Annotated in this window: 11 protein-coding genes; 10 read left to right on the forward strand and 1 reads right to left on the reverse strand. The window is 28.1% G+C overall.

The features are described from left to right. The first annotated feature begins 34 nt into the window (after window positions 1-34). From I4U66_RS03505 to I4U66_RS03550, 10 genes are all read left to right on the forward strand, one after another. Complete coding sequence (locus I4U66_RS03505; protein WP_195237189.1) at window positions 35-370, forward strand: hypothetical protein; 336 nt, start codon at window positions 35-37, stop codon at window positions 368-370. A gap of 102 nt (window positions 371-472) precedes the next feature. Then, entirely contained in the window at window positions 473-2,434 is a 1,962-nt protein-coding gene (locus I4U66_RS03510; protein WP_092924100.1) for a fructose-1,6-bisphosphatase, read from the forward strand. Between the two features lie 291 nt (window positions 2,435-2,725). Then, the gene (gene licT, locus I4U66_RS03515) at window positions 2,726-3,565 is read left to right on the forward strand and encodes a BglG family transcription antiterminator LicT (protein ID WP_092924102.1); all 840 of its coding nucleotides are present in this window, start codon (window positions 2,726-2,728) and stop codon (window positions 3,563-3,565) included. Between the two features lie 268 nt (window positions 3,566-3,833). After that, entirely contained in the window at window positions 3,834-5,888 is a 2,055-nt protein-coding gene (ptsG, locus tag I4U66_RS03520) for a glucose-specific PTS transporter subunit IIBC (RefSeq protein WP_207743614.1), read from the forward strand. 248 nt (window positions 5,889-6,136) lie between these two features. Further along, entirely contained in the window at window positions 6,137-7,351 is a 1,215-nt protein-coding gene (locus I4U66_RS03525) for a carboxylate--amine ligase (RefSeq protein ID WP_092924108.1), read from the forward strand. Window positions 7,352-7,366: 15 nt separating this feature from the next. Next, complete coding sequence (locus I4U66_RS03530) at window positions 7,367-8,071, forward strand: aspartate/glutamate racemase family protein (RefSeq protein ID WP_176579615.1); 705 nt, start codon at window positions 7,367-7,369, stop codon at window positions 8,069-8,071. A gap of 227 nt (window positions 8,072-8,298) precedes the next feature. Then, a complete protein-coding gene (locus tag I4U66_RS03535; RefSeq protein ID WP_195928496.1) occupies window positions 8,299-9,801 on the forward strand; it encodes a UDP-N-acetylmuramoyl-L-alanyl-D-glutamate--2,6-diaminopimelate ligase in 1,503 nt (500 codons plus the stop codon). Window positions 9,802-9,878: 77 nt separating this feature from the next. Beyond that, on the forward strand, window positions 9,879-11,534 hold the full coding sequence (locus I4U66_RS03540) for a LytS/YhcK type 5TM receptor domain-containing protein (protein WP_092924117.1): 1,656 nt from the start codon (window positions 9,879-9,881) through the stop codon (window positions 11,532-11,534). Window positions 11,535-11,548: 14 nt separating this feature from the next. Next, on the forward strand, window positions 11,549-12,292 hold the full coding sequence (locus I4U66_RS03545) for a LytR/AlgR family response regulator transcription factor (RefSeq protein WP_092924120.1): 744 nt from the start codon (window positions 11,549-11,551) through the stop codon (window positions 12,290-12,292). 130 nt (window positions 12,293-12,422) lie between these two features. After that, on the forward strand, window positions 12,423-13,856 hold the full coding sequence (locus I4U66_RS03550; RefSeq protein ID WP_092924123.1) for a carbon starvation CstA family protein: 1,434 nt from the start codon (window positions 12,423-12,425) through the stop codon (window positions 13,854-13,856). 282 nt (window positions 13,857-14,138) lie between these two features. Here I4U66_RS03550 and ychF read toward each other — a convergent pair whose 3' ends face one another. Further along, complete coding sequence (gene ychF, locus I4U66_RS03555) at window positions 14,139-15,236, reverse strand: redox-regulated ATPase YchF (RefSeq protein WP_092924126.1); 1,098 nt, start codon at window positions 15,234-15,236, stop codon at window positions 14,139-14,141. Between the last annotated feature and the right edge of the window lie 128 nt (window positions 15,237-15,364).

Here is a 15,364-nt window from a genome sequence, read left to right on the forward strand (position 1 = left end):
GTGTAAGCTAATAATTCAAGAAAGTGAGAGTTTAATGAAAAAGAAAATAATTATAGGAATGCTATTAATAATAGCTATAATAATATCAATAATTATAGCAAGTAAAAAAGATGAAAAAGACGGAGTTTATTTTACAGATAAAACTTACAATAAAGAGATTAACCCAATATCAAAGGAAACTGCTGTGAATATAATAAAAGCAGAATATGGAGATCTTGTAACTGTAAATAAAGATGATATAAAAAAAGTTGGAGACAAGTACAAGGTTGAACTTTTTATAACTATAAATGATGAAGAACACAGTCATAAAAAAAGTATAGGAGTTCATGAAATAGATATTTATACAGGAGATATGAAGATAGTTAATTAAGTATTTGACTTATTATGTGATAATAATAAACTTAAATAGTGTATACTAATTATAAATGTGATACAATAAATATATAATTATTTAAGTTTGGAGGATTAGAAGTTGAGACCATTAGAAAATGAGTTAAAATATTTAAAACTACTATCAAAACAATATCCAAGCATATCAAAAGCAAGTACTGAAATAATAAACCTAGAGGCAATACTTAACTTGCCTAAAGGAACGGAACACTTTATAACAGATATACATGGAGAATATGAGCCTTTTGTTCATGTTTTAAAAAATGGCTCTGGAGTCATAAAAAGAAAGATAGAAGAACTATTTTCAAATACTATGAGAGAAAATGAGAAAAAAGCATTAGCTACTTTAGTATACTATCCAGAGCAAAAACTAGATTTGATAATAAAGAAAGAAGAAAATCTAGAAGATTTTTATAGAATAAATATATATAGATTAGTTGAACTTTGTAAATATGCATCTAGTAAATACACTAGATCAAAAGTAAGGAAATTATTACCAGAAGATTTTAAGTATATAATAGAAGAATTACTTCATGAATCTATAGATATAAAGCATAAACAATGTTATTACCAAAGTATTGTAGATACAATAATAGAGACTGATAGAGCAAAAGAATTTATAATAGCTATATCTAAAGTTATACAAAAACTAGTAGTAGATAGACTTCATATATTAGGAGATATATACGATAGAGGACCAAGACCAGACGTAGTAATAGATACTTTAATGGATTATCATTCAGTGGATATACAATGGGGAAATCATGATATACTTTGGATGGGTGCTGCAAGTGGAGAAAAAACTTGTATAGCAAATGCTCTTAGGATATCAGCTAGATATGCAAATCTAGATATAATAGAAGATATATATGGAATAAATTTACTTCCTCTTGCTACTTTTGCTATGGAAACTTATAAGGATGACCCTTGCCATTGTTTTATTCCAAAAATTAGTGATCAAAATGTATCAACAAAAGAAAAATCATTAATAGCTAAAATGCACAAGGCAATAAGTATTATACAGTTTAAGTTAGAAGGAGAAGTTATAAATAGAAGGCCTGAGTTTGAGATGCAGCATAGACTTTTACTTAATAATATAAACTATGAAGAAAATACTATTAAATTAAAGGGTAAAGTATATAAATTAAAGGATTCTAATTTCCCAACTATAAACAAAAATAACCCATATGAGTTAAGCAAAGAAGAAAATGAAGTTATAGAAAAATTAGTATCATCTTTTAAAAATAGCGAAAAACTTCAAAAACATATTTCTTTTTTATTCTCAAAAGGAAGTATATACTTAACAGCAAACTCTAACTTACTAATACATGGATGTGTACCTTTAAATGAAGACAAGAGCTTTATGTCTATGAAAATACAGGGTAAAGAATATAAGGGTAAAGCTTTAATGGATAAGATGGAAGCTATATCTAGAGAAGGATATTTCTTTAAAGAAAATACAACTCAAAAGCAATATGGAATGGACATGATGTGGTATCTTTGGACAGGAAAGTGTTCATCATTATTTGGTAAAGATGACATGACTACTTTTGAAAGATATTTTATAGCGGAGAAAGAAAGTCACAAGGAAAATAAAAATCCATATTTCAAATTAAGAGAAGATGAAAAGATGTGTGAAAAGATATTTGAAGAATTTAACTTAGACCTAACAGATAGCCATATTATAAATGGTCATGTTCCTGTAGAAAGTAAAAATGGTGAAAGTCCTATAAAGGCAAACGGAAAAATACTAGTCATAGATGGTGGCTTTTCAAGGGCATACCAAAATAAAACAGGACTTGCAGGTTATACTTTAATATATAATTCTCATAGTTTACAATTAGTTTCACACCAACCTTTTACATCAGCAGAAGATGCTATAAAAAAAGAAAGTGATATACTATCAACTACAGAAGTAGTAGAACATAAAGCAAAACGTAAAACAGTAAGAGATACTGATGCAGGTAAAATATTAGAACAAGAAGTAAAAGACTTAAAGTTACTTTTATTAGCTTATAGAAAAGGATTAATTAAAGAAAAATAAATGTTTTCCTAAAATTCTTGACAGAATTAAATACCTATTATAAAATTATAATATAAATAAAACTTGAATAAAAATATACAAATATTTACTTATCAATACTTTGGATTGTTACTGATAGAGCAGGCAATACCTAAGTTGAGACTTTATTTTAGTGTCTTAATTTAGGTATTTTGTATTTATACATATATTTTGTTAAAAAATAATTAAGGTAAAAATATATATAAAAAACAACTAAAATTTAAACTAAGTTTATTTAAAAATGATTGATCTAAAGAATAGAGGTGAGTATATATGCTAATTCAAAAAATATACAATAACAATGTAGTATTGGTTGTAGATGATGAAACTAATAAAGAACTAGTACTCACTGGATGTGGAATTGGATTTAAAAAAAAGGTTGGAGAAAAAGTAGACCAAGAAAAAATTGAAAAGAAATTTGTTATGGAAGATGAAAACTTGGCTAAAAAGATAACTAGGATAGCTACTGAAGTAGATGAAGATATATTTAATGTAACTTCTAAGATAATAGAATATGCAAAACAAAATTTAAATGCAGAACTAGACGATTATATATATGTAGCACTAGCAGATCATATATCATTTGCAATTAAAAGGTATAATCAAAATATAGAAATTAAAAATGATTTACTTTATGAAATAAAAAGGATTCATAAAAAAGAATTCCAAATAGGAATGTGGGCAATAGATTATATAAACAAAGAATTTAATGTAAATTTCACAAAGGATGAAGCAGCATTTATAGCTATGCATATTATAAATGCAAATTATAAAGAAAGCACTAAAGAATCATTTTTAATGACTAAGATAGTAAAAGAAATACTAAATATTATAAGATATTATTATTCAGTAGAATTTAAAGAAGATGATTTTAACTATGATAGATTAGTAACTCATTTAAAATTCTTTGCAAAACGACTTATAAAAAAAGAACAAGTAGAAAATAATGACAATGAACTTTTAGAAATTATAAAAATTCAATATGAAAAACCATATAATTGTTCTTGTAAGATTAAAAAATATATAGAAGATAATCATGAGTATATAGTTACAGAAGATGAGCTTTTATATCTTACACTACATATAAATAGAGTAATAGCAGCTATAAAGTAAAATATTATAAGGTTAAACCTTTAATAATATATATATTAAATAGAAAGTATAAACAATAAGATTGTTACTGGTTGAGCAGGCAAGACTTAAGTTTATAAAAGTAATAATAAGTTAAATTTATGTAATAATTACAATCAATATATACATAATAATATTGATTGGATTTGCAATAATTTATCTTTAAGTTATTTTTATAGATTTAAGTCTTTTTTATTTAATCAATGAAAATTAAAACTTTCTAAAATTAAAAATATAAAGGAGAGGTATTATGAAAAAGATATTTGGTGTCTTACAAAAAGTAGGGAAAGCTTTAATGCTACCAGTTGCATTACTTCCAGCAGCAGGTATATTACTAGGTGTAAGTAATGCATTAGCTAACCCGGCATTAGTTGAAAAAATGCCGTTTTTATCAACGGGAGCTTTTCCACTTATAATAAATATAATGGAAAGGTCTGGAGGAATAATATTTGATAACTTACCTTTACTATTTGCCGTTGGGGTGGCAGTTGGATTAACTGAAGGTGAAGGTGTTGCAGGACTAGCTGCAATAGTTGGTTTCTTAATAATGAATACATCTATGGGTATAATGACTGGTGTAACACCAGATATGATGGGTAACCCAATGTATACAACAACTGTTGGTATACCAACTCTTCAAACAGGAGTTTTTGGTGGTATCATAATTGGTATAATTGCAGCAGGACTTTATAAGAAGTTCTATAAAATAGAATTACCTCAATACTTAGGATTCTTTGCAGGTAAGAGATTTGTTCCAATAGTTACAGCAGCATCAGCTATATTAATAGGTATAGCCTTATCATTTATATGGCCACCTATACAAAATGCATTATTAAACTTCTCAAGAACAGTAATAGAAGCTAACATAACATTAGCAGCATTTGTATTTGGTATAATAGAAAGAGCATTAATACCTTTTGGATTACATCACGTGTTCTATAATCCTTTCTGGTATCAATTTGGTGAATACATAGATAAAGCAGGAAACTTAGTAATGGGTGACCAAAGTATATTCTTTGCTCAACTTAAAGATGGTGTAGCATTTACAGCAGGTACATTTATGACAGGTAAGTTCCCATTTATGATGTTTGGACTTCCAGCAGCTGCACTTGCAATGATTCATACAGCTAAGCCAGAAAAGAGAAAGTATGTTGCAGGTATAATGGCATCAGCAGCACTTACATCTTTCTTAACAGGTATAACTGAACCATTAGAGTTTGCATTTTTATTCGTTGCACCAGGATTATTTGCAGTACACTGCTTATTTGCTGGTTTATCATTTGCTGTAATGCAAATACTAAATGTTAAAATAGGTATGACATTCTCAGGTGGGTTATTTGACTTCTTACTATTTGGAGTATTACCAAATAGAACGCCATGGTATTTAGTAATACTAGTTGGTGCAGTATTTGCAGTAGTTTACTATTTCGGATTTAGATTCTTAATAACTAAGTTTAATTTAAAGACTCCAGGTAGAGAAGATGAGAGTGAAGACAGCACAAATACAACATTAAACAACAGTGAATTAGCAGTAGGTATACTAGAAGCATTAGGAAACAAAGAAAACTTAAAAAGTTTAGATGCTTGTATAACAAGACTTAGAGTAGCTGTTGAAGATATAAATAAAGTAGACCAAGCAAGACTTAAAGAACTTGGAGCTGCAGGTGTTATGGTAGTTGGTAACAATGTACAAGCTATATTTGGGCCAAAATCAGATACATTAAAATCAGAAATAAATGAAATAATATCTGGAAAAGTAAAAGTTAATGCACCTAAAAAAGGTGAAATCAAAAAGGCTGAAGTAAAAGAAGATAAGCCTAAGGCTAAAGATGAAGTAGAATTAACTTCTACAGGGGAAGAAATAATATCTTTAGTGAATGGTGAATTAATGGATATATCACAAGTTCCAGATGAAGTATTCTCAACTAGATTAATGGGAGATGGATTTGCTATAAAATCTAATGATGGAGAAATATATTCTCCAGTAAATGGTACAGTAGGAGTCGTATTCCCAACGAAACATGCAGTGATAATAGAATCAGAAAATGGAAGAGAAGTGCTTATACATTTAGGAATAGAAACCGTTAAATTAGAAGGTAAAGGCTTTGAAGTATTTGTTGAAGTTGGACAAAAAGTTAAAGCTGGAGATAAACTAGTAAAAATGGATTTAGATTATATCGAGAAAAATGCAACATCAACAATAAGTCCAGTAGTATTTACTAATTTAGGACCAGATGAAAAGATATCTATAAAAGAAGGTCCTATAAAAGCTAAGGAAAAAAATAGAGTAAGTATAGTTAAATAGTTAATAAAAAAGCTAGTTATAAAATTTTATAACTAGCTTTTTATACTAAAATGATATTCTTAAATATTTAAGCTAAATTTGACAATATTAAGAAAAAAATAAGTAAAACGACATTTGAAATAAAATTTAGTATGGTATTTTTTGCAAATAGATTGAAGTAACTAGAATTTTGACATAATAATGTAAATCAAGTATAATTAATAAGATGAATTTAACTACAAATGAAATTCTTAAACGAGGTGGAAAGTGTGGATAATATAATAATACAACCAGTATTGGTTGGTGGTGATATAAATTGCTACTCAGTAGCAAGAGCATACCATGAAGCTTATGGAGTTAAGTCTATAGCTTTTGGTAGATATGCATTAGGGGCGACAAAAGATAGTAACATAATAGATTTTAGAATAGACGAAAGAATAACAGAAGAAAAAGAGTTTATAGATGTATTACTTAAAACTGCAGATGAATTAGCTGCACCTAATAAAAAGCTAATAATAATGGGATGTACTGATGAATATGCAGAATTAATAATAGACCATAGAGATATACTTAAAGAAAAGTACATAGTTCCATATATAGGCAAGGAATTAAAAGATAAGTTAATAGAAAAAGAATTATTCTATAAAATGTGTGAAGAAAAAGGATTAGACTATCCTAAGACTTTCATATATTCAAAAGGTGATGAAATAAAAGACTTTGGATTTAAGTATCCAGTTATAATAAAACCTTCTGACAGTGTATTATATTGGCAATTCCCATTTGAAGGAATGAAAAAAGCTTATATAGCACAAAATGAAACAGAGTTCAAAGAAATAACGAACTCAATATATGCTGGTAAGTATGACAAAAACTTAATAATACAAGACTTTATACCAGGGGATGATTCACATATGAGAGTTTTAACTTGCTATTCTGATCAACATGGTAAAGTTAAAATGATGTGTTTAGGACATGTATTATTAGAAGAGCATACTCCAAAAGGAATAGGAAATCATGCTGCTATAATAACAGAATATGATAAAGACTTAATGGAAAAGTTTAAGGCATTTTTAGAGGATATAAATTATACAGGATTCTCTAACTTTGATATAAAGTTTGATAGTAGAGATAACACTTATAAAGTGTTTGAAATAAACTTAAGACAAGGTAGAAGTAACTACTATGTAACTAGTTCAGGAAACAACATAGCTAGATATGTTGTAGAAGACAGAGTATATAACAAAGAATTAGATTTAAAAATACAAAAAGATCCATTCTTCTGGCATGTTATACCAAAGAATGTAGTTTATAAATATGTTAAAGATCAAGCTTTAGTAAATAAAGCTAAATCATTAGTAGCACAAGGAAAAAGTGCAACTTCATTTGGATATGACAAAGACTTAAAAGGAAACTTTAAAAGAAGTTTATATATATTATTATATAACATAAACCAAATGAGAAAGTTCAAAAAATATTGTAAATAGATTGGTGAGATTATTATGAACAAGACAGTTGGAGTTATTGGTGGATTAGGACCTATGGCCACGGTTTACTTTTTTGACATGGTAGTGAGATTAACAGATGCAAAGTCTGATCAAGATCATGTTGATATGATAATAACTAACCGAGCTACTACTCCTGATAGAACCGCATACATAATAGGAGAAAGTGAAGATTCTCCAGTAGATGTTCTTATAAAAGACAGTAAAAGGTTAGAGGCATGTGGCTCAGATTTTATAGTGATAACTTGTAATACAGCACATTATTTCTATAAAGAAATTTCAGAAAGTGTAAATATACCTGTTGTAAATATAATAGAAGAGACTGTAAAACATGCTAAAGAAAATGGACACAAAAAATTAGGTATATTAGCTACAACTGGAAATATAAAAACTAAGTTATATCAGAATATGTGTGAAAAATATGAAATAGACTATTTAACACTAGATGAAGATAGACAAAGTGATGTAATGAGTATAATCTACAATGATATAAAAAGTGGAAAGCCTGCAAATATGAATAAATTCGATGCTATTATTGACTATCTAAAGTCAAATGATTGTGATGGAGTTATACTAGGATGTACAGAGCTTTCAATACTTAAAAATGACAACAATTTAGATGGTAAATTTTATATAGATTCGCTAGAAGTTTTAGCTAGAAAGTCTATAGAAAATAGTGGTAAAAAAGTTAAGGAAGCTTAAAATAAGCTTTATATATAATTTAAAGACTAAAAACAAAGAAAGCAGAGTGGTATATACTACTCTGCTTTTATAAAGATAATAAAAATTAGTATCTTAAATCATTAAAGTCTTATAAAAGGTATAAAATTGTATAAAAAGTTATATGTATAACAATAATTTTTTTTATCAAAAAACTCAATATTGTGCTATACTTACATAGATAAGAAGACTTATTAGGAGGGCTAAAGATGAAATTATTAGAAGTTATGAATGGGGTAGAATTTACCTCTCAAAAGCCTTGGAATGAAATAGAAAATACAGAAATAAAAGACATAGCATACAACTCTTCCAAATGTGAAGACGGATATATATTTGTAGCGATAAAGGGTGAGACTGTAGATGGTCACAAATATGCTAAAGATGCATATAAAAGAGGAACAAGAGTATTTATACTACAAGATGATGTAGAATTAGGAGAAGATGCTATAAAGCTATTTGTAAAAGATAGTAGGATAGCACTATCAAATATGTCATCAAATTACTTTGGTAATCCATCAAGAGAATTAAAAGTAATAGGTGTGACAGGAACTAAAGGAAAGACAACTATAACTAATTATATAAGTGAAGTATTAAACAAAGCTGGAATAAACACAGGGGTTATAGGAACTAATGGAACTTTCTACAATGGTAAGAGTGAAAAAACAGTTAATACAACTCCTGAAAGTTATGAATTACACCGAATATTTAGAACTATGCTAGATGAAGGTGTTAAATGTGTATCTATGGAAGTTTCTTCTGGTGGAATAATGATGAATAGAGTTGAAGATGTAAACTTTGATATAGGAATATTCTCGAATTTATCTCCAGACCACATAGGGCCAAAAGAACATCCAACATTTGAACATTACTTAGAGTGTAAGGCTAAATTATTTACATTATGTGACCATGGAATAATAAATATAGATGATAAGCATGCTAAAGACATAATAAAACATGCAACTTGTCATATAGAAACTTTTGGGATAGAGGAAGATGCAGATTTAAAAGCTAAAAATATAAAGTATTCTAGAGAACTAGATTCATTAGGGACAAGCTTTGATGTAGAAACTAAAGATGATATATTTAATGCATATATATGTTCACCAGGTACTTTTAGTATATACAATGCACTAGCAGTTATATCAGTTTGTAGATATTTAAAGATAGACCAAAGATTAATGTTAGATGCCCTTAAAAATGCTAAAGTGAAAGGTAGAGTTGAAGTACTTCCTGTACTTGATTATGCAACAGTAATAATAGATTATGCTCATAATGGAGTTAGTTTAGAAAATATACTTCAAACTCTTAAAAAATATGATCACAATAGATTAATATGTTTATTTGGATCAGTTGGAGGAAGAACTAAGTTAAGAAGAAAAGAACTTGGAGATGTTGCATCTAGAGAATGTGACTTATGTATATTAACAGGAGATAACCCAGATTTTGAAGATCCAATGGATGTAATAAATGATATAGCTAAGTCATTTGAAGGTTCAAAATGTGAGTATATAAAAGTGCCAGATAGAGAAGAAGCCATAATAAAAGCTATAGATATAGCTAAAGAAGGAGATATGATAGTCTTTGCGGGAAAAGGACATGAAGAATATCAACTTATAAAAGGTGAAAGAGTACCTTTTAGTGAAACAGAAATAGCTAAAAAAGCAGCAGCCAAGGTAATGGAAAGTAGAAAAATTATGGCAGAATCCTTATAATTAAAGAAACTAAGAAGGGAAGTTTAATACTTCTCTTTTTAGTGTCTATACTAAAATTAAAAAAATGGAGAAATTTCATGAATGAAGGGAAAATATTTTTATCATTACTAGAAAAATCAAGCTTAATAATAGTTTTATTTATAATGATAACTAAGATAAAGGGGTTTAAGTACATATTTCAAAAAGAAAAATACAAAGCTAAAGATTTAATGATGATATCTATTATATTTAGTTTATTAGCAATACTTGGTACTTACAATGGAATAAGTGTACAAGGTTCTCTTGCCAATACTCGAATAATAGCCATAGTATCTGGAGGTGTATTATTTGGACCTTTAGTTGGTATAGTATCGGGTGTAATATCAGGTGCTCATAGATATATAATAGATATACATGGCATAACCTCTTTTCCATGTTTTATATCTAGTATATTTGCAGGAATTATATCGGGATATTTTTACAAAAGAATAGATGATAAATATAGATGGATATATGGTATTTTATGTGGTGTAATATCAGAAAGTTTTACTATGTTGTTAATATATTTGATTTCAAAGCCACATGATGTAGCAGTAAATATTATACATAAAATATATATACCAATGATAGTAGGTCAAATTGGTATAGGTTTTTTAGTATCTATTGTACAAGCTATAAAAAAAGAAAAGGATGAAGTAGCAGCATTTCAATCAAAGTTAGCGCTAGATATAGCAAATAAGACACTACCTTACTTTAGGTCTATAAATAAAGATTCCTTAAGAATTATATGTCAAATAATAAAAGATGAAATTAACTCAGATTCAGTAGCAATAACAGATAGAGAAAAAGTATTAGCCTATGTAGGAATAGGAGAAGAAATATTTAATAGATCTACAGGTCTTAGTGATATAACCAAAGAATCTATGGAAAAAAATAAAATATTAAATATAAAAGTAGAAAATGAAGGGTATTCTGTAAGTGAGAAAGTAAATTTAAAAACAGTCATGATAATACCTTTAACTGAATCCAATAAAGTAATAGGAAGTCTAAAAATATATTATACAGAGCAATATGATATGAGCCATTCAAAAAAAGCGCTAGCCATAGGATTATCTCAAATGATATCTACATTAATGGAAGTATCAAAGATTGAAAAAATGAAAGAGGCTAAAAATAAAGCAGAAATAAAAGCTCTACAAACCCAAATAAATCCTCACTTTTTATTTAATGCATTAAATACTATAACATCTTTTATAAGAATTGATCCAGATAAAGCAAGAAAGCTTATTATAAATCTTTCTACTTATATGAGATATAATCTAGAAGTTACAGACAATCTTATTGATATAAATAAAGAATTAGAACAAGTAAAAGCTTATGTAGAAATAGAAAAAGCACGATTTGGAGATAAACTAAATGTTATTTATGATATAGATGATGATATACAAGTGAAGATACCAAGCCTTATAATACAACCTCTAGTAGAAAATGCAATTATACATGGAATAAGAAAAAATGGAGGACATGGCGTAGTAGTAATAGGAGTTAAAAAGAAAAAAGAAAAAGTTAACATATGGGTAGAAAATGACGGATTAACTATAGATCAAGAGATAATTAATAGAGTTTATAATAATAATATGCCAGAAAATAAGATAGGTCTTTATAATGTTCACTTAAGACTTAAGTTAATATATGGACATGGCTTAGATATAAAGAGGTTAAACCCAGGAACTAAGATAGAATTTAAAGTATAGAAAGGGGATGCTAGATGAAAGCTATAATAGTTGAAGATGAGTTTCCAGCAAGAGAAGAACTAAAATATTTTATAAATAATTTTAGCAATATAGAAGTGATAAATGAGTTTGATAATGGAGTAGATGTACTAAAATTTATACAAGAAAATAGTGTAGATGTAATATTTTTAGATATAAATATACCTATGCTAGATGGTATGCTACTGGCAAAAACAGTAAGACAATTTAAAAAAAGCCCAAAAATAGTTTTTATAACAGCTTACAAAGAACATGCAGTAGATGCATTTGAATTAGAAGCTTTTGATTATATATTAAAGCCATACTCAGATGATAGAATTGTATCTATGTTAAAAAAACTTGAAAAGAGTGATATAGCAGATGAAAGTATTGATGTGTCTAAAAAAGTAAAAAATGAAAACAAGAAAAATCTATCTAGTGTTAGCTTATGGAAAAATGATAAGTTAATAGTAGTTAATATATATGATATATATTATTGTGAGGCAAGAGAAAGAGAAACTATAGTATTTACAAAAGATAATGAATACATAGTAAAGGGATGTATAAAAGATTTTGAAAAAAACCTAGGAAAAGAATTATTCTTTAAGACGCATAGATCTTTTATTGTAAATGTACATAAGATAAAAGAAATAATACCATGGTTTAATAGTACATATAAGTTAAAACTAAAAGATATAGATACAGAGATACCTGTGAGCAGAAGTAATATAAAAGAATTTAGAAAAATTATGCATATATAATTGTATTTTATGTTATTATTTATGCATTTCATGTAAAAATATATCTTTAAAAGTCAAAAAAACGTTATTATATCCTTGGAATAATTAATACAAAAACTTAAAAAATAAAGTTTTAAAAAGGAGAAAAGGTATGATAACATTTTTAGTATGCTTAGCAATACTTATCGTTGGATACTTCACTTACGGAACTTATGTAGACAAAATGGTTAAGTTAAGTGATAATAATCAAACTCCAGCAGTAAGATTACAAGATGGAATAGACTATATTCCAATGCCTTGGTACAAGGTATTTTTAATACAATTTTTAAATATAGCAGGAACAGGTCCTATATTTGGTGCTATAATGGGGGCATTATTTGGTCCAGTAGCATTTTTATGGATAACGTTTGGTACTATATTTGCAGGAGGAGTTCACGATTTCTTCTCAGGGGTTATATCAATGAAGCATGATGGTATGTCAGTTTCTGAAATAGTTGGTATATACTTAGGTGGAAAGATGAAAACAGTAATGAGAGTATTCTCAGTAATACTTCTTATATTAGTTGGTACAGTTTTCGTTACATCACCAGCAGGTCTTTTAAAATCTATGACAGGTGTAGATCAAATAGTATGGATAGTACTAATAATAATATACTATATAGCTGCGACTGTTTTACCAGTTGATAAGGTTATAGGTAAGATATACCCATTATTTGGAGCAGCTTTATTATTTATGGCTATAGGATTAGCAGGAGCTATGATAATAGGTAACATGAATGGAACTATGGTAATGCCAGAATTAACTTTACAAAATATGCATCCAGATGGATTATCTTTATTCCCATTCTTATTCGTAACAATAGCTTGTGGGGCGATATCAGGATTCCATGCGACTCAGTCACCTATGATGGCTAGATGTATAAACAACGAAAGAGAAAGTAAAAAAGTATTCTATGGAGCAATGGTTGTTGAAGGTATAGTTGCATTAGTATGGTGTGCAGTTTCAATAGCATTCTTTGGAGATAGTTTATCGCTACAAGCAGCATTAGCTGAATTTGGTGGTCAGTCAGGAGTTGTTGGATTAATATCTAAGTCATTATTAGGTCAAGTTGGTTCAATACTTGCAGTACTTGGGGTTGTCGCTTGTCCTATAACAAGTGGAGATACAGCATTTAGAAGTGCAAGACTTACAATAGCAGATTCATTTAATATAAAGCAAGATACATTTATGAGTAGATTTAAGATAGCTATACCATTATTCATAGTATGTATATTCTTAACTACAATAGACTTTAACATAATATGGAGGTATTTTGCTTGGTCTAACCAAACATTAGCTACAATATTCTTATGGACAGCTACAGTGTATTTAATAAAGAACAATGTTAATTACTGGATAACTTTAGTACCAGCAACATTTATGACATCAGTATGTATGTCATATATATTACAAGCTCCAGAAGGATTTAGATTAAATGCTACATTATCAAATGGAGTAGGAGTAGTAGTTGCATTAGTATTATTTGGATTATTCTTAGTAAATAAACAAAAATTTGCTAATATGGATATAAAGAAAAATGCTTAATAAAATATAAAAAAGAGTTACCTTAATTGGTAGCTCTTTTTTATATTTTAGATTACTTGATTTACCTATTTAATTAAAGTAAATTAATTATTTTGCTTAGAAAGTTACTGGCAATAAAAAATTCGCTTAGCTTATGTCGTCAACGATTTTATCTATTACCCCAAAATTCTTTTTTACTTTTACCAAATATGTTATTGTCATTATAATCTATAGATTATAATCAATTATTAAGTAAAAAAGTATCTATAAATATAAAAATTTATAGATACTTAAAATTATTTATTATACGTTAAATCTAAATAATATAACATCTCCATCTTTAACTACATAATCTTTACCTTCAAGTCTAACTAATCCTTTTTCTTTAGCAGCAGTCATAGTTCCAACTTGAGCTAGATCTTCAAATGCTATAGTTTCTGCACGTATGAATCCTCTTTCTATATCAGAGTGTATCTTTCCACCAGCTTGAGGTGCTTTAGTACCAACTTTTATAGTCCAAGCTCTAACTTCTTGAGGACCAGCAGTTAAGTAAGAAACAAGTCCAAGTAAAGCATAAGAAGATTTTATTAATTTATCTAGACCAGATTGTTCTAAACCTAAAGTTTCTAAGAATTCTTTCTTTTCTTCATCAGTGTCAAGTTCAGATATTTCTGCTTCTATTTGAGCACAAACAACAACAACTTCAGCATTTTCAGTAGCAGCAAATTCTCTAACTTTATTTACGTATGGATTGTTTGCAGCTTCATCAGCTAAATCATCTTCACTTACGTTTGTAGCATATATTACTGGCTTTGAAGTAAGTAAGTTTAATGAGTTAACAAAAGTTTGCTCATCTTCAGTGAAATCCATAGTTCTAACACACTTACCATCTTCTAAAGTTGCTTTTATAGCATTTAAAAACTCTAATTCAGAAACTAAAGACTTATCTGCTTTAGCAGCTTTTTGAGTTTTTTGTATTCTTCTATCTAATATTTCTATATCAGAGAATATTAACTCTAAGTTTATAGTTTCTATATCTCTAAGTGGATCAACGCTTCCATCAACGTGAACAACGTTAGGATCTTCAAAACATCTAACAACGTGAACTATAGCATCAACTTCTCTTATATGAGATAAAAATTTATTTCCAAGTCCTTCACCTTTAGAAGCTCCTCTAACAAGACCTGCTATATCACAGAATTCTATTGCAGTAGGAACTATTTTTTTAGAATCATATAACTCTTTTAATTTATCTAATCTTTCATCTGGAACAGCCACAACACCAACATTTGGCTCTATTGTACAGAAAGGGTAGTTTGCAGATTCTGCACCTGCTTGAGTTATTGCGTTAAATAGTGTACTTTTACCAACATTTGGTAAACCAACTATACCTAATTTCATATTCATCGTCCTCTCTTTTATGATAATTTAAACAACCTGCATGTTGTAAATATCAGATTATTGAATTTATTATACTATTTTAACAAAGTCATATTATAGGTTATTAAGTTAGACTTTGTTATTTTAGA

The sequence above is a fragment of the Romboutsia sp. D33t1_170424_H2 genome (assembly GCF_015669105.1).
GTDB classification, from domain to species: domain Bacteria; phylum Bacillota; class Clostridia; order Peptostreptococcales; family Peptostreptococcaceae; genus Romboutsia_C; species Romboutsia_C hominis.

Excerpts from the sequence above, each read along its gene's own strand:
- I4U66_RS03505 (WP_195237189.1), top strand. The coding sequence starts at position 35 with ATGAAAAAGAAAATAATTATAGGAATGCTATTAATAATAGCTATAATA.
- licT (WP_092924102.1), top strand. The coding sequence starts at position 2,726 with ATGCTAATTCAAAAAATATACAATAACAATGTAGTATTGGTTGTAGAT.
- ptsG (WP_207743614.1), top strand. The coding sequence starts at position 3,834 with ATGAAAAAGATATTTGGTGTCTTACAAAAAGTAGGGAAAGCTTTAATG.
- I4U66_RS03530 (WP_176579615.1), top strand. The coding sequence starts at position 7,367 with ATGAACAAGACAGTTGGAGTTATTGGTGGATTAGGACCTATGGCCACG.
- I4U66_RS03535 (WP_195928496.1), top strand. The coding sequence starts at position 8,299 with ATGAAATTATTAGAAGTTATGAATGGGGTAGAATTTACCTCTCAAAAG.
- I4U66_RS03540 (WP_092924117.1), top strand. The coding sequence starts at position 9,879 with ATGAATGAAGGGAAAATATTTTTATCATTACTAGAAAAATCAAGCTTA.
- I4U66_RS03545 (WP_092924120.1), top strand. The coding sequence starts at position 11,549 with ATGAAAGCTATAATAGTTGAAGATGAGTTTCCAGCAAGAGAAGAACTA.
- I4U66_RS03550 (WP_092924123.1), top strand. The coding sequence starts at position 12,423 with ATGATAACATTTTTAGTATGCTTAGCAATACTTATCGTTGGATACTTC.
- ychF (WP_092924126.1), bottom strand. The coding sequence starts at position 15,236 with ATGAAATTAGGTATAGTTGGTTTACCAAATGTTGGTAAAAGTACACTA.